Origin of the sequence: Microvirga lotononidis, from assembly GCF_034627025.1 — a bacterium.
In the GTDB taxonomy this organism is placed as follows: domain Bacteria; phylum Pseudomonadota; class Alphaproteobacteria; order Rhizobiales; family Beijerinckiaceae; genus Microvirga; species Microvirga lotononidis.
Genome location: NZ_CP141048.1, coordinates 4,030,072 through 4,053,167, shown reverse-complemented (window position 1 = coordinate 4,053,167; position 23,096 = coordinate 4,030,072). Strand labels below are relative to the sequence as shown.

Sequence of the window (23,096 nt, the reverse complement as noted above, 5' to 3'; positions counted from 1 at the left end):
CTTGTGCCGGCTCTCTCAAGACGGAAAGGCTTGGCGGTTCTTGTGATCGGGATCACCGGCACAGGATCTGTGGTGACAGGCGTGCAGTCCAACACTCTCCTTGACGGACGAACGATACGTTCTTTAAATAGAACGCATCCATTTCCTAAAGGAACGCCCACCCATGACCGACCGTCTGCCAGGCTTCAACACGCTCGCCATTCATGCCGGGGCGGCTCCCGATGCTGCGACTGGTGCCCGCGCGACGCCGATCTATCAGACCACGTCCTTCGTCTTCGACGATGTCGATCACGCCGCTTCTCTCTTCGGACTGCAGGCGTTCGGCAACATCTATTCCCGTATCGGCAACCCCACCTGCTCCGTTCTGGAAGAGCGGGTTGCTGCGCTCGAAGGCGGCACGGCGGCACTGGCTGTGGCTTCGGGCCATGCGGCGGAGTTCCTGACCTTCCACACGCTGCTCCAGCCCGGCGACGAGTTCATCGCGGCCAAGAAGCTCTACGGCGGTTCGATCAACCAGTTCAACCACGCCTACAAGAACTTCGGCTGGAACGTGGTCTGGGCCGATTCGGACGATCCGTCCTCCTTCGAGGCGGCCATTACGCCGAAGACCAAAGCCATCTTCGTCGAATCCATCGCCAATCCGGGCGGCGTGATCGTCGACCTCCAGGCCATATCGGCCATCGCCAAGAAGCATCGCATTCCGTTCATCGTCGACAACACGATGGCGTCTCCCTACCTGATCCGTCCCTTCGAGCATGGCGCGGACATCATCGTCCATTCGGCCACCAAGTTCCTCGGCGGCCACGGCAACTCGGTCGGCGGCCTGATCGTCGACGGCGGCTCGTTCAACTTCGCGGGCGACGACCGCTATCCCATGCTGTCCAAGCCGCGTCCGGAATATGCCGGGATGGTGCTGGGCGAGACTTTCGGCAATTTCGGCTTCGCCATCGCCTGCCGCGTGCTCGGCCTGCGCGACCTCGGCCCGGCGCTCTCACCCTTCAATGCCTTCCTGATCCTCAACGGCATCGAGACCCTGCCGCTGCGGATGCAGCGTCACTCGGATAATGCACTGGCTGTCGCCGAGCATCTGCAGGGCCATGCCAAGGTGTCCTGGGTCAGCTATCCGGGCCTTCGCTCGGACCGTTATCACAACCTTGCCAAGCAGTACTGCCCCAAGGGTGCCGGCGCCGTGTTCACCTTCGGCCTCAAGGGCGGGTACGAGGCCGGCGTGAAGCTCGTGTCCAATCTCAAGCTGTTCTCGCACCTAGCCAATATCGGCGATACCCGCTCTCTCGTGATCCACCCGGCCTCGACCACGCACCGCCAGCTCACCGACGAGCAGAAGACGCAGGCGGGAGCAGGCCCGGAAGTGGTGCGTCTCTCCATCGGCCTCGAAGACACGCAGGACCTGATCGACGACCTCAATCAGGCTCTCGACGCGGCGTAAGCGGCTTGCGACAGAAGCCGTGTCGTTCTCTCCAGGACAGGGCCGCAAGGCGTGCGGCCCTGTCTCGCCGGAGACGACGGCGTCGTGACGGCAAACAAAAAGGGCGGCTCGAAAGCCGCCCTTCTTCTGGAAAAGCCAAGGCCTACGCGGCGCGGGACGAGCCGGCTTTCTTGTAGGTGTTGTGGATCGCATTGAGCGACCGTTCGAGCGCCGTCCAGAGACGGCCGATTTCGTCGGCCCCTTGGGAATTCGCGTCATATTCCCGAGCCCCCTCGCCCGTCGCGAGAGAGAGCGTCAGTTCGGGGCGATGCGTGATCTGGCCGGCCCAGACCGGAACCTGGAGGGCATTCAGAGCGCCGCGCGCATCCGCCACCACGTGAGCTTCCGTATCGCCATGCTTGGCCGGAGCGGCGTTGATCACGGCGGCATAGGGCTTGCGGTGCTCGCGGGCGATGGCGACCGTATCCTGCAGGGCCGCGATGTCGAACAGGCTCGCCCGGGTGGGAACGATCACGAGGGTGGCCTGCTTGATCGCCTCCGCCACGATGGCGGACTTGTTCGGCGGCGTGTCGACGAGAACCCATTCGTAGCCGTCACGCTTGGCCTGCTTGATGGCGTCCTCGATATTGCGGACATTGTGCTTGAGGCCCAGGTATTCCTGGTTGCGGATCTTGTGCCAGAGGGACAGGGAACCCTGCGGATCGTTGTCGATCAGCAATGTGGGGCGGGAGGGGTTGGCGATATAACTCGCGAGATGAGCAGCAAGCGTGCTCTTACCCGAGCCGCCTTTCCGCGAAGCAAAGACCAGCACATTCATGCCTGACTCCTCATAAGCCTGTTCCTACAGCCCTGCACCTAGGGATTAACCTATCTTAATATTGTTCACCTGTGTGAGAGCAAGTACTGATTTCCTAATTCCAGGCGTATTCCCACGGTGAATTTCACGAAGGACGTCTTCATTTGCTCCCGTTCAGGCCGTTGCGCTGCAGCGGATTCGATCCGCGCGGGCGTCGAAAGAATCGCTTGAAGTCCTGGCGGAAGCAAAAGCGGCCCCTCGCGAAATGGACATCAGCCGCACGTGAGAAGAGACTTCAGGCAGGGAGAGACCGGCTCCGATTTCAACGATCTGCGGCACCGTCGAGACCTTTTAAAACAGCTTTGCGCCGCCGGAACCACACTCTCGCTTGGCCGTTAAGCTCCAGACTTCACCAGTCTAGGAGCTGACAAATGTCTAAGAAGATCTTGTTTGCAGGCGCTATTCTCGTTGCCCTCGCCCCCGTGGGCGCCTTCGCTCAGTCCGGCGGCGCCGCTGCCGGTGCAGCCACGGGCGCTGTGGGCGGTGCCATCGTCGGCGGCCCGATCGGCGCAGCCGTGGGCGGCGTGACGGGCGCGATCGTGGGCGGCCTCGCCGACCAGCAGCAGCCGCAGTTCCGCCAGTACGTCGTGACCCAGGGCGTTCCGTCCTACCGCTACCAGCAGGAAGTTCGCGTCGGCGCCACCCTGCCCGCTTCCGGCGTCCAGTATTACGAAGTTCCGGCCGAGTACGGCGTGACCAACTATCGCTACACCGTCGTGAACGACACTCCGGTGCTGGTCGAGCCGAGCACCCACCGCATCGTCCAGGTCATCCGCTAAAAACCGGCGGATACCAAAGTCCAGGGCGGCCTTCGGGCCGCCCTTTCTTCATGTCAGGCCCTGCTCACCCTGGCGTGGACGACAGCCATCGCAAGAACCGCCATGGCGAAGACCTGATGCGCCAAGCCGGCCCAGAGCGGCACGGCGAGCAGAAGCGTCACGATCCCGAGGCCCATCTGCGCCAGCGCCAGGAAGGCCATTCCCGACGCCCGACCGGCGGTTCTCGAGGCCGGAGCCCGGCGGCGAATGGTCCAGGCGTGCCATAGGGCGAAGGCCACGATGGCATAGGCCACGAGGCGGTGGTTGAACTGAACGAGCAGCACGTTGTCGACGAAGTTCTCGATCCAGGGCTTGACCACGAACAGGGCCGAGGCCGGCGGGACCAGGACCCCGTCCATCAGGGGCCATGTGTTGTAGGTAAGCCCGGCTTTCGATCCGGCCACGAGGCCACCGAGGGCGATCTGGAACAGGATCAACCCGACGAGGATGCGGGGAGCATGGCCCGTTTGCACCTCCAGTCCGGCGGAGCCGGAACGGTCCTTCAGCCCTGAAGCCACCCAGACGAGACAGACCAGGATGATGCTGGCGACCGTCAGATGCAGGGCAAGCTTGATCGGCGCGACGGCGGTCATGCCCGGCTCGAGGCCTGACGCCACCATGATCCAGCCGATGGCACCCTGAAGCCCGCCCAGTGCCCCGATTCCAAGAAGGCTCAGAGCGGGTCGGCCCTTGATCGTTCCGCGCGCCCAGAACCAGATGAGCGGGAGAAAGAACACCAGTCCTATCAAACGGCCGAGCTGCCGGTGTCCCCATTCCCAGGCATAGATGAACTTGAACTCCGACAGGGTCATGCCCTTGTTGACGAGTTCGTATTGGGAGATCTGCCGATACTTCTCGAACTCGGCCAGCCAAGCCTGCTCGGTCAGCGGCGGAATTGCGCCCGTGACGGGCTTCCATTCGGTGATCGAAAGGCCGGAGCCGGTCAGGCGCGTGGCACCACCCACCGCGATCATCAGGACCACCAGGGCGGCGAGGCTGTAGAGCCAGATGCGAACGGAGGACAGGGATCGGCTACGAGGCATGCGCGCCAACGGCACGCCCTCGGTGGAGGCTGCGACAGCCATGCTCACTCTCATCGTCGATTAGGGCTTGAACCCAGGGTACGGACGTCACATAGAGGCTATGCCTTCGAGAGGCAATTCATGCCGGTGACGCACCGTTACGACGCGACGTCGATGATTTGAGGATTTCGGCCATGGGCATTCGCCTGCGCAAGCTGATCGGCACAGTGGTGATGCTGGCCTTCATCATTTTCTATGCGCTTTTCGCGATGGCGATCGCGGAGGGCCGGATCACCCAGGCGCCCAAGCTCCTCCAGACCGTGGCCTATATCGTGCTGGGCCTGATCTGGATCGTTCCGCTCATGCCCTTGGTCCGCTGGATGGCGAAGCCGGACAAGTCCTAGCCGCCACCAATTCCCTCGATGATCGTCCCCGTGCCGCCGCAGATCGGACATGGGACGGCGCCGATGCGACCACTGCCCTTGCATTCAGGGCAGATATTCTCTCCTGCACCAGGAGTTCCCGGCTCGGCCTGATCACCGGGATTGAGCTTCGGCTGCTCGGAGGCCTGATCTTTCGGTGTGTCGGTCATGGCTAGGCTCGCATGAGGCTTCATGCGATCAACGCGGCGGCGGATTCCCGGTTGCCTGACGGACAAAGAAAAGGCCCGCAGGAAGCGGGCCTTTCGGGCAATTAGTTGCAGATCCGGCGCGTCCGGTGCTCCCAGCCCCAGCCGGGAACCCACTCGCGGTAACGCTCGGTCGTGCAGCGTTCCACATAGACCTCACGAACGGGCCGCTCGTAATAGACCGGAGCCGCTTCCTCCACGTAGACCGGCGGCGGGGGCGGCGGCGGAGCCCGGTAGACGACCGGAGGCTGAGGCTGCGCAACGGCCGAACCAACGACGGCGCCCACGGCAAGACCTCCCAGGGCTCCCAGAGCCACGGCAGCGCCGGGAGACAGGCGATCACGCGCTGCGGCCGGTTGAGCGGCAGCAAGTCCGGCGACCAGCGCCAGGGCCGCAGCGCTACCGGAAAGAAGTCGGAAGATCTTCATGATCATCACCTACGACGGGAGAAAGGCTACGTGCCCCCCTCTTCATGTCACGAGATATACTGTCCCAAACCTCTCTGAAAGCTGAACAGATTGTGGCAAAGCTTGGGCTTGGAGCATTTCAGCCGAGATGGTGAGCAGAGGCTTAATCTCTCCGCCCGCCCTTTAACGTTTTGCGCAGTGCCGGTCAGGAACCGGCACTGCGCAACGGCACCGACAGAAGCACGCGGACGAGGTCCGCCTGTCGGTTGGTGTCGGTCTTCCGGAACAGGTTCTTCAGATGGAAGACGACCGTGGTCTGGGCGACCTCCAGCTCTTCGGCAATCTGGTCGAGACGCTTGCCGTCGATCAGCATGAGGGCCACGCGGGTCTCCGAGGGGGTCAGGCCGTAGAGCCGTACGAGCGTGTCGCCAGAGACCTTGGCCCGCTGCTCCGTGTCGATGACGAGCAGAACCACCGCTTCGGGCCGCTCCTCTTCGGAAAAGCGCTGCCCTTGGATCAGGACCAGATAAGGCCGCCCGCCGGAATTGCGGGGAAACGAGACGATCTCGTCCAGGGTCTCTTCCTCGAAAGCCTTTCCAATCGCCGCATAGAGCTTGCTGTTCTGCTTGGCGGGAGACCCTTTCAGGATCCCCTGCGCGGCGACGAGGCCGTCATCCTCGGCCAGGATGCGTTGCGCTTCCTTGTTCATCACGCGGATGGCGCCGGTTTCGTCGACGATCACCACTCCGACGAGAAAGCGATCGAAGGCGAAGGTCGCCTTGTAGAGCGCATCGACCGTACGACCCTTGGAGGATTTCAGGATCTCCTGCCAGGATTCCTCGGCTCTATGAACGGCACTCGTCTGAACACGCACGACCTGATCGAGACGCGCGGCGATGGTCGCCAGCAGGATCTCATAATCGATCGGCTTGACGAGGTAATCGTCCGCCCCTGCCTGCTTGCCTGTGAGGACATCATTCCGCTCCGCAAGCGCCGTCAGGAAGATGAACGGAACATCGGACATCGTGCCTTGCTCACGCAAAGCCTTGAGCACGTCGTATCCCCCGAGGCCCGGCATGGTGATGTCACAGAGAACGAGGTCCGGCCGGTGCTTTTCGAGAAGGCTGAGCGCCTCGCCGCCGTTGGCCGCCTGGAGAACCCGGTAATGGGCAGCCTCCAGCTCCTCGGCGATATCGCCCCTCAGGTCGTCTTCGTCTTCAACACAAAGGATTGTTTTTTGAGTTTTCATCGGAGTCGGTCACTCATGCAGCCTGTTGCGCTTGTTCGGCATTGGCTATGGGCAAATCGAAGGAAAACAACGATCCGGCCGCCTCATAGCTTTCCACGTGAATCTCTCCCCCATGCAAGTGCATGATCCGTTGGGCGAAATTCAATCCAATTCCCGTCCCGGCGATCCCCGATGCCGTCCGGGCGCGATAGAAACGATCGAAGATCTTCGGCAATTCATCCGGCGGAATACCGATCCCCCAGTCCCGGACCGAGCAGAAGGCGCGCGATCCCTCCATCCAGATCTTGATCTCGACGACCGGCGTATCGCCTGAATACTTGATGGCGTTCGACAGGAGATTGACGACAACCTGCTCGATGAGCATGCCGTCGCAATAGACCGTAACGGGCAGATCAGGGACGTCGAAACGGATATCGGCCTGCGCACTGACCTCGCGCTGCCGGTCGCAGATGTCGACGACGAGATCGACCAGATTGTAGGAAGCCGGGTTGACCTCGATCGTGCCGGCATCGAGTTTGGCGGCGTTCAGCACGCTTTCGACGAGACGCGTCAAGCGGGTGCCGGCGTTACGAATCTTCTGGACGCGCGTGACCAACTCGTCCTGTGTCAGCTCGGCGCCACGCCGCAGGATGCGCTGGGCACTGGAATCCAGGATGGCGAGGGGCGTTCTGAACTGATGCGAGACCATGGACACGAAGCTTCGATAAGCGTTCGTGGTCTCGCGCTCGCGGTTGAGGGCCGATTCCAGCGCCCTCGCGATCTGCTTGTAGCCGGAGATGTCCGTCAGGCGAACGAAGATCGTCGCGCCATCGGCTTTCGTGAGGGAGAGCCGAGCCCAAGTGTCCTTCTTGAGCATGAGATCCAGCTCGATTTCCTCGAATGGCGGCTCCGCGTTCACGAGACGCATGTCGGCGCCTTCGCACATGGCGAAGCATCGCAGGAAGCTGGTGAGCCCCATTTCTTCACTGCACCACAAGGACACGGGCGCAGCTGCCCAGATCTGCTCGTTGGCGAAAAGGAGTTTTCCCGTCCAATCGAAGGCAGCAAACCCTTCCGATGCCGACTTGATCGCTGCGATCAGGCGGCGCTCGGCTTGGCGCAAGGCGGCCGTCCGCTGAAGCACCTTGATTTCGAGATCGAAGTTCTGACGCTCCGCCTGCTTGCGGGCGAGCCATTGCTCCGTCACGTCGCGCATGAAGGCGATGCCGAGCTTGCGCTCGGCCATGGAGACAGGAAGGCAGTTGATCTCCAGACATTGCTCCTGCCCGTCGGATGAGGATATCTCGTTCTCGAAGATCGAGCTCGTTCCCTCCGTTGCGCGGATGAGAGAGCCGATCACGCCCTCCCGCGCGAAAATCGGATCGATGTCCGACATGTGCCGCCCCACGGCGTGATCCGGCTTGATGTTCAGCAGATCCTCCATGCCCGGGTTCCAGAGCAGGCACCGAAGTTCAGCATCGAACATGACGATGCCTTGATTGCTGATGTTGTTGATGACGAGATCCGAAAGCTCCTGCTCCTGCCTGAGGAGCTGGCGAGCCTGACTTGCCTCCTGCATCCCTTTGAACAGCCGAACCAGAAGGAAAGCCGTGCTCATCGCGATGCCAACGATGAAGGCGAAGCTCTCGAAGACGTAACGCAAATACATCGAGCGCTTTTCCGACATCTCGCCACGGTTCAGCAGCATGACCCTGTTGGCGATGTCTCTCAGCTGGTAGGCGAGATCCCGGACCTGCACCCTCAGCAGTTCCGCCGCCCGCGGATCGACGCGATCCTTCAGGAGCGGCTCCGCGTAGGTCAGCTGCAGATAAGACTCCTTGAGGCTCCCGAGCGCCCCGACCCTCTCGATCACCTGGCCCTGCAGCCCATCGAGAAGGATCGCCATCCGGCTGATCAGAATCGCCAAGCGGAACTCGGGCGTTTGTTCGTGATCGGCGAAGACTTCTCCCGCGGCCGCTCGGGCTAGGCTCTCGGCCAGAATCGACGCCTCGAACTGGGTTTGGGAGATCTGCCAAAGGTTGGCGTGGGTTTCCTCCCTCCGAAGATCCTCCTCGACGTTGAGCAGGCGCCAGACCGTGAACGTGAGAGAGAGCGCCAGCACCGCAATCGCCGCGAGCGTGACCAGAGCAGCCCTATAGTTGCTAAGGTTGAGTTTCATGGTCGTGCGATATGCAGCCGGTTGAGTTGCCACACCCAACGTGAATCGTGGAGATCGTCGCGCAGCGCGCTGTAGTCGTCCCGAGGGTAGACGATCCACAGGGGGCCCTTGTCGCGGAGCGTCAACACCTGACCGTCCGCCGACATGGCAATCAGCGGATCGTATTTGAGATCGTCCCAGGGGATATCGACCTCGTAATCGTTCCAGGCCGATGCCCGGATCCTGGCTCCTTTCCCGCCCACCCGCTCGAGGACGGCCCGAAGGGGAACGCCTTCGAAGCGATGGGTCTTGCCGCTGATGACGAAGGTCGCGGTGAGGCTCTTCCGGCCGAGCGCCTCCAGCATGGCCCGGTCGAATTCGGCGCGGCCCGGAGCGTTCGTGACTTCCAGCTCCCCGGTGACCTTCAGCAGAACTTCCCCTTTGGCCGGAGGCAGCGGCTCAGCAGCATGAGCCTGCGCCAGGCTACCGACTAAGGCAATCACTGCCGTAAGGAGCGTGAGACGGAGCATGACGGCCCAATCCGAGAGAGATTATAATAGAACACCTCTATCATTGGCGATCCGCTGCGAAAAATCCAGTCCCGCCATCGAGAAAGAGCAACCCTCTCCCCTTGAGGCACATCGGGAAATAAATCCGCAAATCCTGGCCAATATTCACCCGCACGTCGCGGGTTCCGATCCTAGAGCAGATTTATAACTGAACTATAGGATCCAGCCACTCGAAACATTAAGGGAAGTATAGATCTTCGTATTCGCCCGACAGCCTGCCGCACGTTCCTGAACGGCATCTACAAAATCGAACGGCCCGGACAATCACAAAACTCTGACGAAGATCGGGATTGTGCGAGCTTGACCGCTGGAGCTATATTCCGCGCCGATTACGGGCAGGTCCTCTGCCAAAGCTGTCGTAAAACGAGGAGTTTGATATGCGCAGATTCGTAACGGCTCTGGTCGGTGCCGCAGTGCTCCTGTCGGCGCTGCCCGCCAGTGCCAGCCCCATGCAGGCCCGCACCCTGCCCCGGATCGACCAGGCTTACCCGAACGAGAGCTACGCCCAATACTACCGTCGCGGCTATCGCCCCTATTACCATGATCGCTATTACTATCGCCGTGGCGGCAATGGCGCCGCGGTCGCGGCGGGCGTCGCAGGCCTCGCGGCCGGTGCTCTGATCGCTGGCGCGATCGCTAACCAGGCCCAGGCCGCTCCGCCCGCACCTCCCGGCACGGTCGATCCTCAGATGGCAGCCTACTGCGCGCGCAAGTACCGGTCCTACGATCCGGGAACCGGAACCTTCCTGGCGACGAACGGCATGCGGTACGTCTGCACCTATCCGTAAGCTCGGCTCTCACCACGAAATATTCGGGCCCTGCCTCAGATCATGGGGCGGGGCTTTCGTTTTCTGGGGCGTTCTCAAGGCGGGCGGCGTCTTTACCTCGTCGGCCTTCGCCTTAAAACTGGGAGGCATGTCCCTCCTCCCCCTAAATATTTTCGGAAAGGCATAGGATCAGCTCAATGGCTCACGATTCCGACAACAGCGGCACCGTCATTCCCCCGACCGAAGCGGCCATTCTCACTTCGGGCAACATGACGGAACTCGAGCTGATCCTCCCGGATCTCGGTGACGAAGACCTGCCTGAGATTGCGATTTTCCTGGTCGCCTGCGCCATGCGCTTTCACAGCGACCCTGATTTCGTCCAGGACCAGCTCGAATGGCTCGTGAGGGCGCACGACACCGAGGTGGACGAAGGCCTGAAGCCCGATCAGCTGAACTCGGCCAATGACGATTGAGCAGAGATCCTTGAGGCGCTCCGAGGAGCCGCCCGAGAAACCGGAGAGTGTCAGCCTCAGAGGCTGGAGATGATCGCGTCGATCCCTTCCATGATCGCAGCCGGCGAGGTGCCGACTGCGTTCAGGAGGATGGTCAGAAGCCAATAACAGCCGAAGATGATGACCGGCACGAGGATCCAGCCCAGGATTTCCTCGAACCAGACGCGCCGGCGACGCCGGAGGTAGCGCTTCTCGCGCCACGACAGCTTCGCCGGAGCGTCCAGGGTTCGGGACGCCTCGAGGGCTCCCTCGTGTATCTCAGTCGTCATGCTCTAACCAACGGAACCTTCGGAACGGTGCGGACACCACCGCCCCCATTACCATCGGATCCCTTCGGTTTCACGGACTTTTTCGTCTTCGAGGAGGCCGCCTTCGCCTTGGGCTTCTTCTTCGCGGCGTTGGTCACGTCCTTCTCCGGCTTCGGCTTCACCGGTCCTTCGACATATTCGAAGCCGAGGCTTTCCAGGCCGATCTCATCCGTTTTGACCACGACCTTGACCGCGCCGCCGTTCTTCAGGCGGCCGAAGAGAACCTCATCGGCCAGCGGCGTCTTGATGGTCGACTGGATCAGACGGCCCATCGGACGGGCGCCCATCGCTTCGTCATAGCCATGCTCGACCAGCCAGTCGCGCGCCTCGTCGGTGAGTTCGATCGAGACGTTGCGGTCGGCAAGCTGCGCGTCGAGCTGCATGACGAACTTCTCGACCACCTTCTGGACCACTTCCTTGGGAAGGTGGGCGAAGGAGATGACCGCGTCGAGCCGGTTGCGGAACTCGGGCGTGAACAGCTTGTTGATCGCTTCGGTATCGTCACCTTCACGCTTGGTGCGGGTGAAACCGTAAGCCGGGCGAGCCATGTCGGCGGCACCCGCATTCGTGGTCATGATGATGATCACGTTGCGGAAGTCGACCTGCTTGCCGTTATGATCCGTCAGTTTTCCATGATCCATGACCTGGAGCAGGATGTTGAACAGATCCGGATGGGCCTTCTCGATCTCGTCGAGCAGGAGCACGCAATGCGGATGCTGGTCGACACCGTCGGTCAGCAGACCGCCCTGGTCGAAGCCCACATAGCCGGGAGGTGCGCCGATCAGCCGGCTCACCGTATGCCGCTCCATGTATTCCGACATGTCGAAGCGCAGGAGCTCCACGCCCAGCGACGCGGCCAGCTGCTTGGCGACCTCGGTCTTGCCGACGCCGGTCGGGCCGGCGAACAGGTAGGAACCGATGGGTTTTTCCGCGTCGCGCAGGCCGGCGCGCGCCAGCTTGATCGCCGAGGACAGCGCCTCGATGGCCTTGTCCTGACCGTAGACCACCCGCTTCAGGGTATCCTGCAGGTGCGCGAGCACCTCGGCATCGTCCTTGGAGACGGTCTTGGGCGGAATCCGCGCCATGGTGGCGATGGTCGCCTCGATCTCCTTGATGCCGATGGTCTTCTTGCGACGGCCTTCGGGAAGGAGCATCTGCGACGCACCGGTCTCGTCGATCACGTCGATCGCCTTGTCCGGCAGTTTGCGGTCGTTGATGTAGCGCGCGGACAGCTCCACCGCCGCCTTCACGGCGTCGTTGGTGTATTTCAGCTTGTGGAAGTCCTCGAAATAGGGCTTCAGGCCCTTCACGATCTCAATGGCGTCCGGCACCGACGGCTCGTTCACGTCGATCTTCTGGAAGCGACGCACGAGGGCCCGGTCCTTCTCGAAATACTGGCGGTATTCCTTGTAGGTGGTCGAGCCGATGCAGCGGAGGCTGCCCTGAGCCAGGGCCGGCTTCAGCAGGTTCGAGGCATCCATGGCTCCGCCGGAGGTGGCGCCGGCGCCGATCACCGTATGAATCTCATCGATGAACATAATGGCGTTCGGATGCGCCTCGATCTCCTTCATGACCTGCTTCAGGCGCTCTTCGAAGTCGCCGCGGTAGCGGGTACCGGCCAGGAGCGTGCCCATGTCGAGGGAAAAGACGGTGGCGCCCTTCAGGACCTCCGGCACCTCGCCCTGGACGATCTTGCGGGCCAAACCCTCGGCGATGGCGGTTTTCCCGACGCCGGGCTCGCCCACGAGCAGCGGGTTGTTCTTCTGGCGGCGGCACAGGACCTGGATGGTGCGCTGCACTTCAGACTCGCGGCCGATCAGCGGATCGATCCGGCCTTCCTTCGCCTTCTTGTTGAGGTTGACGCAGTAAGCTTCGAGGGCATCGCCCTTTTTCTTCTGACGTGCGTCGCCCTCTTCCTGCGTCGGACGCTCGCTGGAGGATTCCTCCTCGGAGCCGCGCGGGGAGCGGCTCTCGGTGAGGCCCGGACGCTTGGCGATGCCGTGGCTGATGTAGTTGACCGCGTCGTAACGGGTCATGTCCTGCTCCTGCAGGAAGTAGGCGGCATGGCTCTCGCGCTCAGCGAAGATCGCCACGAGCACGTTCGCCCCGGTCACCTCGTCGCGACCGGAAGACTGGACATGGATCACCGCCCGCTGGATGACACGCTGGAAACCGGCCGTAGGCTTGGAATCCTGCCGTCCGTCAGCCACGAGATTGGCAAGCTCGCTGTCGACGTAATCGACCAGATTGCGACGGAGAATTTCGAGATCGACATTGCATGCGCGCATGACGGCGGCCGCATCCTGGTCGTCGATCAGGGCCAGGAGAAGATGTTCGAGGGTCGCGTATTCATGGCGGCGCTCGCCTGCGAGAGCGAGAGCGCGGTGTAAGGCTTGTTCAAGACTGCGAGAAAAGCTCGGCAACGGCTTGTCCTTTTATGAGACGGGGCTCGGCTAATTCTTTTCCATGACGCATTGCAGAGGATGCTGATGTTTCCGGGCGAAATCCATCACCTGGGTCACCTTCGTCTCGGCAATTTCGTACGTAAAAACTCCACACTCCCCAACGCCATTCTGGTGGACGTGCAACATGATCCGGGTCGCATCCTCGCGGTTCTTGTTGAAGAACCGCTCCAGCACGTGCACCACGAACTCCATCGGGGTGTAATCATCGTTCAAGAGAAGAACGCGGTAAAGGTTCGGCCGTTTCGTACGGGGCTTGGTTTTCGTGATGATGGCCGTGTTCGAGCGGCCGCCATCATCGCCTCCAGGAGGCTGTGACCCGCCGGCAGCGGAAATCGGACATGGCTCCGACAGGGTCAAAGTACCTTGAGCTACCCGCAGCATATTCGGACGACCGCCCCTTCTTCTATTCTGGCCCTGGGCTTCCGGCCCGACCCCCGTCGCGCCATTGGCCTCAAGCCAAATGTATAGTCGCTCCATTCGGTTCGCCAGATCAACCAGATGGGTGGTCGCAGTCCTGATTAAAAGAGCGACATGTTGGTCACTCCTGCGCGAGCGGAGCCGAAGCGCCGACAGGCCTTGAATGCATGGCAGCCCCAACGCAAAACGCCCGGGACAGGCCCGGGCGTTTCATGCGAGTGGCTCTGGCGCGTCTTAGGCGCGTGCAGCCGTCGCCTTGGAGAGGAGCCCTTCGTAGGGCTTCAACGTCTCGGTGGCGAGGTTCGAGTAGAGCGCGCCCATCTTGGTCGCCTGGCTGACGAGGCTGTCGTAGGCGCCCTTCACGAAGGCCGTCTGGATCTCGACCGCCTTGTCGAGGGTCTGGACGCCGAGCAGCTTCTCGACCGTCGAGGAGGTCTGCTCGAAGGACTTGCGGGCGAAATCCGCCGTCTCGGACGCGATGACCTGGCTGTTGCTGGAGAAGGCGCCGAGCGCCTTCACGGTGGCATCCAGGTTGTCCTGGCCGAACTTCTGAATCTGGGTAAACGGCTGAAGCATTGTGAACCTCGGCAATAAGGCGTTAAATGACGGTGGGCCCGCTGGATAGCTGACGACACCAATATGTGCAGTGCACAAATTTTGTCAAGTTCTATTGTGCAATGCACAATATTTTCACCGATTGATTCCCCCCCGTTAACCGCCCCGTAACCGCAACCTCTTACGGTCGGAGGATGTGTTGTGCCGGCAACGGTTCCCTCGAGAGAACCGGGCGCAGGGGCCTAAAAACCAAGCGAAACAGGGATTTTTGCAGCATGAATTCGGTTTGGATGGGACACCGAAAGACATGGGCTCTCATTGGCATCGTAGCGTCGGTTGCAGTGACTGTCGCATCCCCGGCGGAGGCGGCACGCAAGGCCAGGCCTTCCAGCGGCGGCTACAGCCCCCTCTCCGCCTCCATCGTGGTCGACGCCAAGACCGGCAAAATCCTCCAGGGTGAGAACGTCGACGAGCCCCGGATCCCGGCCTCGCTCACGAAGGTCATGAGCCTTTATCTCCTGTTCGAGCAGCTCGAGCGCGGGCGGATGCGTGGGGACACCCCGCTTTCGGTTTCGGCCTACGCGGCTAGCCAGCCTCCGACCAAGCTCGGCCTGCGCCCGGGATCGACGATTGAGGTCGACGATGCCATCAAGGCCATGGTGACCCTGTCGGCCAACGACGTCTCGGTAGTCGTCGCCGAGAACATTGCCGGGTCCGAGGATGCTTTCGCCCGGATGATGACCCGCAAGGCGAAGGAGCTCGGCATGAGTTCGACGGCGTTCTACAACCCGCATGGCCTACCGCATGAGCCGCCGAACATCACCACGGCCCGCGACCTTTCCATCCTCGGCCGCGCGATCCAGGAGCGCTTTCCGAGGTACTTCGCCTATTTCCAGACGCAATCCTTCCAGTATGGAAAGCGCACGATCCGCGGCCATAACCGGCTGCTCGGCAAGGTCGAGGGCGTGGACGGCATCAAGACCGGCTATACGCGCCTGTCCGGCTTCAATCTGCTGACCTCGGTCAACACGGACAATCGCAGCCTCGTGGCCGTGGTGCTCGGCGGCCGCTCCGGCGCTTCCCGCGATCTGAAGATGGCCAGCCTCATCCAGAGCCACCTGCCCCGCGCCTATGCCGGCGCACGGACGGCCCCGTCCGTGGTCGAGAGCCAGCCCGCCATGGTGGCCGAGGCCCCGGCTCCGCGCCCGGTCGAGCTCGCGCCGACGGCGGCTCCCGTGAAAGTGGCTTCCGCCACCCCGCAGGCTCCGATCGTTCAGGCTTCGACTCCCCCGACGGCTCCCGAGCGCAAGCCTCTCGATCTGAACACCCTGCGCCCCGTCGTCGCCTCCGCGGCCGGCGCCAGCTCGACGACCACCCCCTCGTCGGTGCGCTGGCAGAAAGGGCCGGAGCCGCTCCCCCTGAACGCACAGGCCTATGCCGCCCTGCCCGCGCCAGCCCAGATCCCCGCCTCCCAGAAGGCTGCCCTGCAAGCCAAGATCGAGACCAAGGCCGAAGCTCCCAAGGCCGAGGCGGCCGAGCCGAAGAAGACCGTGACCGGTTGGGTGATCCAGCTTGGTGCGACGGATGACGAAGCGAAGGCGAAAGCCATGCTCGACACGGCCCGGGGCCGGTTCGGCAAGGTCCTGGCCAAGGCCTCGCCGTTCACGGAGAAGGTGACCGTCGACGGCTCCACGCTCTACCGGGCGCGCTTCTCCGGGTTCTCCGAATCCAACGATGCCGCGAACGCCTGCAAGCAGCTCAAGAAGAGCGGCGTGAACTGCTTCGCCGCACGCGGCTGACATGATGAGAGAACGCAGTGACGGCGCGTGTGTTTGTGCCGTCACCGCTCGAAGACAACCGGATCGCGCGTGGAGTATCAGCGATGTCGGCCCAGCAAGACTTCTCTCGCCTCGTTCACGCGAGCCGCGAGGTACGCCGTCCCTCCCTGGTCGGGATGGAGTTTCTTCATGAGCGTCCGATGCGCTTTTCGGATCTCGTCGAGGCTCGCACCCGGCTGAAGGCCCAGGATCTGATAGGCCTCCTCTTTCGTCATTACGCCCGAATGCGCGTGAGTGCGCGTCCGCGTGTCACGATCTCCCTGAGCGTTTTCACGCCAGCCGGCAAACCGGCGATCAAGATAAGCCTCTAGGAGCGGGACACCCTGCGGATCATGGGCGCTGCACTCGTCGTAGAGACGGCTCAGGCTCTGCGGGTCGAGGCTCGAGAGGCGCCGACCGGCGAAGGCTCCCACGAGGATGGTGCCTTCGACAGCTCCGGTCGCATGATCGATCTCCATCTCGATCATCGCCGACCGAATGCGGGAGAACCGGCCCGCCGACTGCTGGAATTTGCGCCAGGGGCCGGGAAGATTGAGGGCGTTCCACCCCAGGGCCCAGGCGCCGAAGCCGCCGAGCAGGAGCGCCATGTCGATGCGACCCTTGACGCCCAGGAGCACGGCCGCGCCGAGCGCCGCGACACCGGCCACGGTTTTGAGGCCCTTGGCCAAAACCTTCGGGTCAGCCCGCGTGTAGTTCTTGCCCACCCACCATAGAAGAGCGACCGCCAGTATTCCGAGAAGCAGCATCATCGTTTTCGTCCCCACCCCAACATGTGGGCCGGGATGGGGCGGATGTAAATTGCCGGCTTGAAGAATGACGGCTGAAGCAGATTGCTATTCCGGCCGCTTCGGGATCTCTAGGCCGCGCTGCACGGCCGGCCGGGCGAGGCCCCGCTCCAGCCAGGCCGGAACGCGCTTCAGGCTGTCGAACTCCACCAGTTCGCCGGCGCCGTAGAACCCGACGAGGTTGCGCACCCAGCCGAGCAGGGAAATGTCCGCGATGGTGTAGTCGTCGCCCATGATCCAGTAGCGGCCTTCGAGCCTCGTCTCAAGGACGCCCAGCAGGCGCTTGGATTCGTTGCGATACCGCTCCAGGGGACGCTTATCCTCGATTTCGCGCCCGGCGAATTTGTGGAAGAAGCCGAGCTGGCCGAACATCGGCCCCACCGACGCCATCTGGAAGAACACCCACTGGATGGTCTCATAGCGCCGGGCCGGATCGGAAGGCAGGAACTTTCCGGTCTTTTCGGCGAGGTACAGCAGGATCGCCCCGGATTCGAACAGAGGCAGAGGCTTTCCGCCCGGCCCAACGGGATCGATGATCGACGGGATCTTGCCGTTCGGGTTCAGGGACAGGAATTCCGGCGTCCAGGTCTCGTTCTGGCCGATATTGATGAAGTGCGGCTCGTACGGCAGACCGGTCTCCTCGAGCATGATCGAGACCTTGACCCCGTTGGGCGTCGGCGTGGAATAGAGCTGGATTCTGTCGGGATGCTGGGCGGGCCAGCGAGAGGCGATCGGGAAGGCTGAGAGATCGGCCATGGGAACTCCATCATCGGCGTGAGTCGCGATGGAGCGATGCTAGAGGGAGCGGCCTCGCTTTCAAGCGAGGCCAGATGCTACCCTGATCTGACGTCAGTGCAGGAGCGCGTTCCGGCTGCGCTGGCTCTCCCGCTCCCAGGCCTGGACGACAATGCCGTTGATGCCCGAGTCGTGGAGCCTGTCGCTCAGATCGATGAAGTGGCGTTCCGTCGTCTCCACCTCGATTTCGATCTGCTCGTCTTCGGCATGGTCGAGTTCCGAGGCTGCATAGCGTTCGTAGGCGGCCGACATCTCCGCATAGGCGAAGGCCACGGGAAGGGTGCGGAAGATGGTGGAGAATTCCTCGTCGAGCTCCCCGGTGGTCAGGTCACGCATCTGGACCAGATAGCCGTCATCGTGCTCGCAGACTTCGTAACGCCAGTGCCGGCCTTCGGATGCACACATCAGCATCGGAACCTCCACTCAACTGAACTGCTGAGCCAATGCTGTACGAGCCAGCGCGGTTCCAAGAAGATCCCCATTCACCAGGACGATCCCCAGCGAAAAAGGCTAGCGCCGCACCATCCCTTCCGCCCGGACCCGACCACCGATCCGTACCTGCGTGCCATTTCCAAGATCGATGAAGCCCGGGCTGGCCTTCAGGGAATCCTGCCTTTCGGCCTGCGCGCGGCGATCCAGCAATCGATCCCGGCATTCCGACGGCACCTGGACCTGAACGCCGGGCGGCAGGTCGGGCATGCGGCACTCTTTCGCAAGCGCCGGGCTCGCGGCACAGATCAGAAGAGCGGCGGTGGCAGCGAGGAATCTCATGGAAGGGTCTCCGGTGATTCACATAAGTTACAGCAGGCCCAGTTCAGCCAGTTCGCGACGCATATCCTCCGGCATGACGGCAAGATCGCCCGCTTTCAGGTCGATGTCACGCGGCGCTTCCTTGGCGACGAGGTAGCGCCAGCCCTGGAAGGGCCGATAGGGACGCGGCTCCACGGCAATCACCTGCGGCTCGAGCACCAGATGGCAGCGGCCGATTCCGTCCCCATCGGTGAACGGCCGGACGGCGAGAAGCCTCTGGCGGGCCGCAACCTGCCCCTTGATCACCCAGAACAGCGAGCCGCCATCCAGGAGCTCGTCGACGCGCTTGGGCACCATGCGGGTGGTATGCGTCTGCTCGTAGTCCCGCCCGAGTCGCCGATGCAGCGCGCGGTTCTCCTCGATCCATTCTTCGAGATCCGTGATCGAATCGCAGCCGACGCAGAGTTTGATCAGATGAAGTGCCATGTCCGTTTCAACCATGCGCCCGCCGGTCCGTCACCGGGCGATGCGCCGCAGGTCATTCCTCCGTCTTGAGCACGATGAGGCGTGCTCCTTCCGCCACCTGCGCGCCCGGTTCGGCGGCGATCTCCGCCACCTCGGCATCGGAAGGCGCGACCAGCACATGCTCCATCTTCATCGCCTCGACAATGGCGAGCCGCTGCCCCTTCTCGACCCGGTCGCCCGGCTGCACGAAAACGGCGATGAGCTTGCCGTGCATCGGCGCCTTGACGCTGCCGCCTTCGTCCATGTGTTCGAGATCGACGTCGAAGGGATCGTAAGGCTGGACCAGGGTCTGGCGCCCGTTGCGGATGATGTAGACGCCATGCGGCGCTTCCACCTCCTGGTCGATCTGGGCGTCGGCCCATGGATCGCTCGCGCCGAAGGCGACCGTGCTTGCGCCAGGATGCTCGCGGCTGAACACCTCGCGGGCCTCAACCCGCTCACCATCGACGCGCAGTGGAACACCGACACTACGCAGACCCAGAAGTTGGAAACCATCCGGCATGGACCAAGGCGATGATGGCTCGTCGCTTTTTTGCAGTTCCGCGATGCGAAGCCGCTCGATCTCGCGAGAGATCAATGCCGAGGCGCCGAACGACACCGCAACCTCGTCCACAGGCTGCGGCCCGACGCCGAGGCTTTCGATATTGCGGTCGATGAAGCCCGTATCGAACTGCCCTTCCCTGAAGCCTTCGGCCTCGCACAGCTTCTTCAGGAAGGCCGCATTGGTCTTCGGACCGGCAACGATCGTGCGCCCGAGCGCCTCCGCGAGCGTATCCAAGGCCTCGTCGCGGGTCGCGCCATGGGCGATGACCTTCGCGATCATGGGGTCGTAATAGGGCGTAACCTCGGCGCCGGCCTCGACGCCGGTGTCGATGCGGATACCCTCGCCTTCCGGGAATTCGAGCGCCCAGAGCTTGCCCGTCGACGGCAAGAATTCCTTCTCCGGATCCTCCGCATAGAGGCGCGCCTCGACGGCATGGCCGTCGATCGTCAGGTCCTCTTGAGTGAAGGGCAACGTCTCACCGGACGCAGCGCGGAATTGCAGCTCGACGAGATCGAGCCCGGTGATCGCCTCCGTCACCGGATGCTCCACCTGGAGGCGGGTGTTCATTTCCATGAAATAGAAGCGGTCGGCGCGCAGTCCTTCGCGTCCGTCGGCGATGAATTCGACGGTGCCGGCGCCCACATAGCCAACCGCGCGGGCCGCCTCTACGGCCGCCTGTCCCATCGTCCGGCGCATCTCGGGCGTCATGCCGGGAGCCGGCGCCTCCTCGATCACCTTCTGGTGGCGGCGCTGGAGCGAGCAGTCGCGCTCGAACAGATGCACCACGTTGCCATGACCGTCGGCGAAGACCTGGATCTCGATGTGACGCGGGGAAAGGATGTATTTCTCCACCAGCACGCGCGGATCGCCGAAGGCGTTTTGCGCCTCGCGCTGCGCGCTCTCGAGGGCGGCGTCGAAATCGGCCGCCTTGTCGACCCTCCGCATGCCCTTGCCGCCGCCGCCCGCGATCGCCTTGATGAGAACCGGATAGCCGATCTCATACGCCTTCTGGCGCAGGAAGTCCGGATCCTGCTTGGAGCCGTGGTAGCCGGGAACGACCGGGACGCCCGCCTGCTGCACGAGCGCCTTAGCCGCATCCTTCAGGCCCATGGCCTTGATGGCGGAAGCCGGCGGTCCCACGAAGACGATACCGTTTTCCGCGCAAGCCTCGGCGAACTCGGCCCGCTCGGACAGGAACCCGTAGCCGGGATGGATGGAGGCGGCCCTCGTGCGCTTGGCGACGTCGATGATCCGGTCGATCCGGAGATAGCTCTCGCGGGCGGGCGGTGGGCCGATGAGATGGGCCTCGTCGGCCATCTGCACGAAGAGCGAATTCGCATCGGCCTCCGAATAGACCGCGATGGTGCGCATGCCGAGCCGCTTGGCGGTGCGGATGATGCGGCACGCGATCTCGCCGCGGTTGGCGATCAGGACACTCTCGAGCATTTCCATCCCTTACCAGATTTTCCGTCCCGGTTTTGGGAAACCTAGAGCAAACCTCAAGGGACTTGTCACGCCCGAACATGGCGAGGCGTCGAGAGGCTGCAAATAGAGCCCGGGCAGAATACCGCCTCATGTGATGGATGGGGACGGTCGCCCATCCTCGACCAGCCAGCACCGAGGCTGCGGCGGCCCAAGCTGCCCGGATGGAGAGACCGAGAGGTCAGCCAAGCAAGGGAAAGAGCGCTGTCCGGATGGACCCATAACCCCTCACCCGCTCCTTCGGACCCACCTCTGCCTCAAGGAAAGGTGTACCCGCGCCACTGCTCGAACAGCCCTCACGTTAGGCAACGTTCGCCGTCTCAGCATGGGAAGGGAAATTCCCAAAGAGCTTTATTGAGGACGGGCCATGGCGCTGTCGGCCTCCTGCCCTTCAGAGGTATGCGCCCCTCATTTGCAACTTTGTGCGACTCTCCTCTTGCCGGGGCCTCCGATCCAAGCTAGCCTCTTATTGCAAATCGTTTGCAACTGCAGAAAGACCCCATGGACCAGCACGCCCCCGTCTCCCTCGTGCGAAAGGCCGCATGGCGGCACTCTTCGGAACTCGCCTCGTTGCCGGAGGTGAATCGTTCGATTGCGGTCCGTCCGGGGTCAGTCTGGCGGCGTGCAGCCGCGTTTTTAGGGCCGGGCTACCTGGTGGCGGTGGGCTACATGGACCCCGGCAATTGGGCGACATCCATCGCTGGCGGGTCGAAATACGGCTATGCACTGCTCTCGGTGGCGCTCATTTCCAACATCATGGCGATCATCCTGCAATCCCTCTGCGCCCGGCTGGCGGTCGCAACGGGCCGCGACCTCGCCCAGGCTTGCCGGGACGCCTATCCGAAGCCGGTTTCCTGGGGTCTCTGGTTTCTGGCGGAACTCGCAATCTGCGCCACGGACCTAGCGGAAGTGATCGGGACGGCCATCGGACTCAACCTGCTCTTCGACGTTCCCCTCGAAATCGGCGTCGTCATCACGGCGCTCGACGTGTTCCTGATTCTCTATCTGCAGAATCTCGGCTTCCGCTGGGTCGAGGCCTTCATCATCACCCTGCTCGGCGTCATCGCGGTGTGCTTCGGCATTCAGATCGCCATGGCCGACCCGGATTGGGCCGGTGTGATCACAGGCTTCGCCCCGACGACGGAGATCGTCACCAATCCCGACATGCTCTATCTCGCCCTCGGCATCCTGGGCGCGACGGTGATGCCGCATAACCTTTATCTGCATTCGGGCATCGTGCAGACCCGCGCCTACGGCGACACGCTGCCGGAACGGCGCGAGGCGCTGCGCTTCGCAACCCTCGACTCGACCATCGCACTGATGTTCGCGCTCACGATCAACGCGTCCCTGCTCATCCTCGCAGCGGCCGCCTTCCATCACACCGGCAGGACCGAGATCGCCGAACTCGGCGAGGCCCATACCCTGCTCCAGCCGATCCTCGGCAGCGCCATCGCGCCGATGCTCTTCGGCCTTTCGCTTCTCTGCTGCGGCCTGAACTCCACCGTGACGGCGACCATGGCGGGCCAGATCGTCATGGAGGGCTTCATCAACTTCAAGATGCAGCCCTGGCTGCGCCGCCTGATCACCCGGGGAATCGCCATCGTTCCCGCCGCCGCCGTCACCATCGCCTACGGCGAGGGCGGCACCGCGAAGCTCCTGATCCTGAGCCAGGTGGTCCTGAGCCTTCAGCTCCCCTTCGCGGTCATTCCCCTCGTGACCATGACCGCCTCGAAAGCCAAGATGGGCGAACTCGTCACGCCCCGCTGGCTCACGGTGATCGCAGGCACCATCGCGGCTGTCATCGTGGCGCTGAACCTGAAGCTGCTGGTGGATTTCGTGCTGGGATAAGATTCGCGAGCGGCGAAGCGGGAGGCAGTCCCCGCTTCAGAATGTGTGAGTGAGAGCCCCTTCGCGTACGGTTTGCGCCGCGACGACCCACTCCCACGTCATGGCCGCGCTTGACCCGGCCATCCCGCTACGGTGGGGCGCGGCGCTTCAATCCATCGGTATCACCGGCACGAGGCCGGTGATGACGTGGTGGGGGAGGTCCTGGCCATGCCGTGGTGTCATCCCCGGCGCACGCAGTGCGGGAAGGGGTTCCACGATCAAGCGCTGCGCCATGGCTGGCGTCGTGCCGGCCATCCCGATCTGCGAGGCGCCGCGCTTCAATCGTCTGTCGGCTCCGGGACAAGCCCGGGCCGGCAGGCATGGGCGGAGTGC

At 62.9% G+C, this 23,096-nt stretch carries 25 protein-coding genes; 7 read left to right on the top strand and 18 right to left on the bottom strand.

Going from position 1 to position 23,096, the window contains the following annotated elements:
• Nucleotides 1-163: 163 nt before the first annotated feature.
• Complete coding sequence (locus U0023_RS19185; protein WP_009492695.1) at nt 164-1,447, top strand: O-acetylhomoserine aminocarboxypropyltransferase; 1,284 nt, start codon at nt 164-166, stop codon at nt 1,445-1,447.
• 142 nt (nt 1,448-1,589) lie between these two features.
• On the opposite strand, the gene U0023_RS19180 is transcribed toward U0023_RS19185, so the two are convergent.
• Complete coding sequence (locus U0023_RS19180; protein WP_009492693.1) at nt 1,590-2,264, bottom strand: ParA family protein; 675 nt, start codon at nt 2,262-2,264, stop codon at nt 1,590-1,592.
• 410 nt (nt 2,265-2,674) lie between these two features.
• Between U0023_RS19180 and U0023_RS19175 the strand changes: the two genes are divergently transcribed.
• Nucleotides 2,675-3,082, top strand: coding sequence for a DUF1236 domain-containing protein (locus U0023_RS19175; RefSeq protein WP_009492691.1), 408 nt, complete (start codon nt 2,675-2,677; stop codon nt 3,080-3,082).
• 53 nt (nt 3,083-3,135) lie between these two features.
• Here U0023_RS19175 and U0023_RS19170 read toward each other — a convergent pair whose 3' ends face one another.
• Nucleotides 3,136-4,212, bottom strand: coding sequence for a COX15/CtaA family protein (locus U0023_RS19170; RefSeq protein ID WP_407667360.1), 1,077 nt, complete (start codon nt 4,210-4,212; stop codon nt 3,136-3,138).
• Nucleotides 4,213-4,337: 125 nt separating this feature from the next.
• Here U0023_RS19170 and U0023_RS19165 point away from each other — a divergent pair, with 125 nt between their 5' ends.
• Nucleotides 4,338-4,547: a DUF2842 domain-containing protein gene (locus U0023_RS19165; protein WP_009492687.1), complete on the top strand. Its 210-nt coding sequence runs from the start codon at nt 4,338-4,340 to the stop codon at nt 4,545-4,547.
• On the opposite strand, the gene U0023_RS19160 is transcribed toward U0023_RS19165, so the two are convergent.
• From U0023_RS19160 to U0023_RS19140, 5 genes are all read right to left on the bottom strand, one after another.
• Nucleotides 4,544-4,735 (bottom strand): hypothetical protein, encoded by a 192-nt coding sequence (locus U0023_RS19160; protein WP_009492685.1) that lies wholly within the window; start codon nt 4,733-4,735, stop codon nt 4,544-4,546. The two genes, U0023_RS19165 and U0023_RS19160, sit on opposite strands and share 4 nt — an antisense overlap.
• 101 nt (nt 4,736-4,836) lie before the next feature.
• Complete coding sequence (locus tag U0023_RS19155; RefSeq protein ID WP_009492683.1) at nt 4,837-5,199, bottom strand: hypothetical protein; 363 nt, start codon at nt 5,197-5,199, stop codon at nt 4,837-4,839.
• A gap of 184 nt (nt 5,200-5,383) precedes the next feature.
• Entirely contained in the window at nt 5,384-6,427 is a 1,044-nt protein-coding gene (locus tag U0023_RS19150; protein ID WP_009492681.1) for a response regulator, read from the bottom strand.
• Between the two features lie 13 nt (nt 6,428-6,440).
• Nucleotides 6,441-8,585 (bottom strand): sensor histidine kinase, encoded by a 2,145-nt coding sequence (locus U0023_RS19145; RefSeq protein WP_009492679.1) that lies wholly within the window; start codon nt 8,583-8,585, stop codon nt 6,441-6,443.
• Nucleotides 8,582-9,094, bottom strand: a complete 513-nt coding sequence (locus U0023_RS19140; RefSeq protein ID WP_009492677.1) for a hypothetical protein — start codon at nt 9,092-9,094, stop codon at nt 8,582-8,584. The genes U0023_RS19145 and U0023_RS19140 overlap by 4 nt, the downstream gene beginning before the upstream one ends.
• Nucleotides 9,095-9,510: 416 nt before the next feature.
• On the opposite strand from U0023_RS19140, the gene U0023_RS19135 reads away from it, so the two are divergent.
• A complete protein-coding gene (locus U0023_RS19135) occupies nt 9,511-9,921 on the top strand; it encodes a BA14K family protein (protein ID WP_009492675.1) in 411 nt (136 codons plus the stop codon).
• Between the two features lie 176 nt (nt 9,922-10,097).
• The gene (locus tag U0023_RS19130; protein WP_009492671.1) at nt 10,098-10,373 is read left to right on the top strand and encodes a hypothetical protein; all 276 of its coding nucleotides are present in this window, start codon (nt 10,098-10,100) and stop codon (nt 10,371-10,373) included.
• A 56-nt stretch (nt 10,374-10,429) separates the two neighbouring features.
• On the opposite strand, the gene U0023_RS19125 is transcribed toward U0023_RS19130, so the two are convergent.
• From U0023_RS19125 to U0023_RS19110, 4 genes are all read right to left on the bottom strand, one after another.
• Nucleotides 10,430-10,681 (bottom strand): hypothetical protein, encoded by a 252-nt coding sequence (locus U0023_RS19125; protein WP_009492669.1) that lies wholly within the window; start codon nt 10,679-10,681, stop codon nt 10,430-10,432.
• Nucleotides 10,678-13,143: an ATP-dependent Clp protease ATP-binding subunit ClpA gene (clpA, locus tag U0023_RS19120; RefSeq protein WP_009492667.1), complete on the bottom strand. Its 2,466-nt coding sequence runs from the start codon at nt 13,141-13,143 to the stop codon at nt 10,678-10,680. The genes U0023_RS19125 and clpA overlap by 4 nt, the downstream gene beginning before the upstream one ends.
• 30 nt (nt 13,144-13,173) lie before the next feature.
• The gene (gene clpS, locus U0023_RS19115) at nt 13,174-13,566 is read right to left on the bottom strand and encodes an ATP-dependent Clp protease adapter ClpS (RefSeq protein WP_009492665.1); all 393 of its coding nucleotides are present in this window, start codon (nt 13,564-13,566) and stop codon (nt 13,174-13,176) included.
• A gap of 270 nt (nt 13,567-13,836) precedes the next feature.
• Complete coding sequence (locus U0023_RS19110) at nt 13,837-14,178, bottom strand: phasin family protein (RefSeq protein ID WP_009492663.1); 342 nt, start codon at nt 14,176-14,178, stop codon at nt 13,837-13,839.
• 254 nt (nt 14,179-14,432) lie between these two features.
• Between U0023_RS19110 and U0023_RS19105 the strand changes: the two genes are divergently transcribed.
• Complete coding sequence (locus U0023_RS19105) at nt 14,433-15,956, top strand: D-alanyl-D-alanine carboxypeptidase (protein ID WP_009492661.1); 1,524 nt, start codon at nt 14,433-14,435, stop codon at nt 15,954-15,956.
• 77 nt (nt 15,957-16,033) lie between these two features.
• Here the strand turns inward: U0023_RS19105 and U0023_RS19100 are convergent, their stop codons facing one another.
• The 6 genes from U0023_RS19100 to U0023_RS19075 all read right to left on the bottom strand — a co-directional run bounded on the left by U0023_RS19100 (nt 16,034) and on the right by U0023_RS19075 (nt 20,840).
• A complete protein-coding gene (locus U0023_RS19100; protein ID WP_009492659.1) occupies nt 16,034-16,744 on the bottom strand; it encodes a DnaJ domain-containing protein in 711 nt (236 codons plus the stop codon).
• Nucleotides 16,745-16,828: 84 nt separating this feature from the next.
• Nucleotides 16,829-17,536 (bottom strand): glutathione S-transferase N-terminal domain-containing protein, encoded by a 708-nt coding sequence (locus U0023_RS19095; protein WP_009492657.1) that lies wholly within the window; start codon nt 17,534-17,536, stop codon nt 16,829-16,831.
• A 93-nt stretch (nt 17,537-17,629) separates the two neighbouring features.
• Entirely contained in the window at nt 17,630-17,986 is a 357-nt protein-coding gene (locus U0023_RS19090) for a hypothetical protein (RefSeq protein WP_009492655.1), read from the bottom strand.
• 99 nt (nt 17,987-18,085) lie between these two features.
• Nucleotides 18,086-18,346, bottom strand: coding sequence for a hypothetical protein (locus U0023_RS19085; RefSeq protein WP_009492653.1), 261 nt, complete (start codon nt 18,344-18,346; stop codon nt 18,086-18,088).
• A gap of 27 nt (nt 18,347-18,373) precedes the next feature.
• Nucleotides 18,374-18,811 carry a DUF1489 family protein gene (locus U0023_RS19080; protein WP_040639427.1) on the bottom strand — a complete coding sequence of 146 codons (438 nt, stop codon included), beginning with the start codon at nt 18,809-18,811 and terminating at the stop codon, nt 18,374-18,376.
• Nucleotides 18,812-18,863: 52 nt separating this feature from the next.
• Nucleotides 18,864-20,840, bottom strand: coding sequence for an acetyl-CoA carboxylase biotin carboxylase subunit (locus U0023_RS19075; protein ID WP_009492649.1), 1,977 nt, complete (start codon nt 20,838-20,840; stop codon nt 18,864-18,866).
• A gap of 537 nt (nt 20,841-21,377) precedes the next feature.
• Here U0023_RS19075 and U0023_RS19070 point away from each other — a divergent pair.
• On the top strand, nt 21,378-22,724 hold the full coding sequence (locus tag U0023_RS19070) for an Nramp family divalent metal transporter (protein WP_009492647.1): 1,347 nt from the start codon (nt 21,378-21,380) through the stop codon (nt 22,722-22,724).
• A gap of 147 nt (nt 22,725-22,871) precedes the next feature.
• Here U0023_RS19070 and U0023_RS19065 read toward each other — a convergent pair whose 3' ends face one another.
• Nucleotides 22,872-23,045, bottom strand: coding sequence for a hypothetical protein (locus U0023_RS19065; protein ID WP_322883758.1), 174 nt, complete (start codon nt 23,043-23,045; stop codon nt 22,872-22,874).
• Between the last annotated feature and the right edge of the window lie 51 nt (nt 23,046-23,096).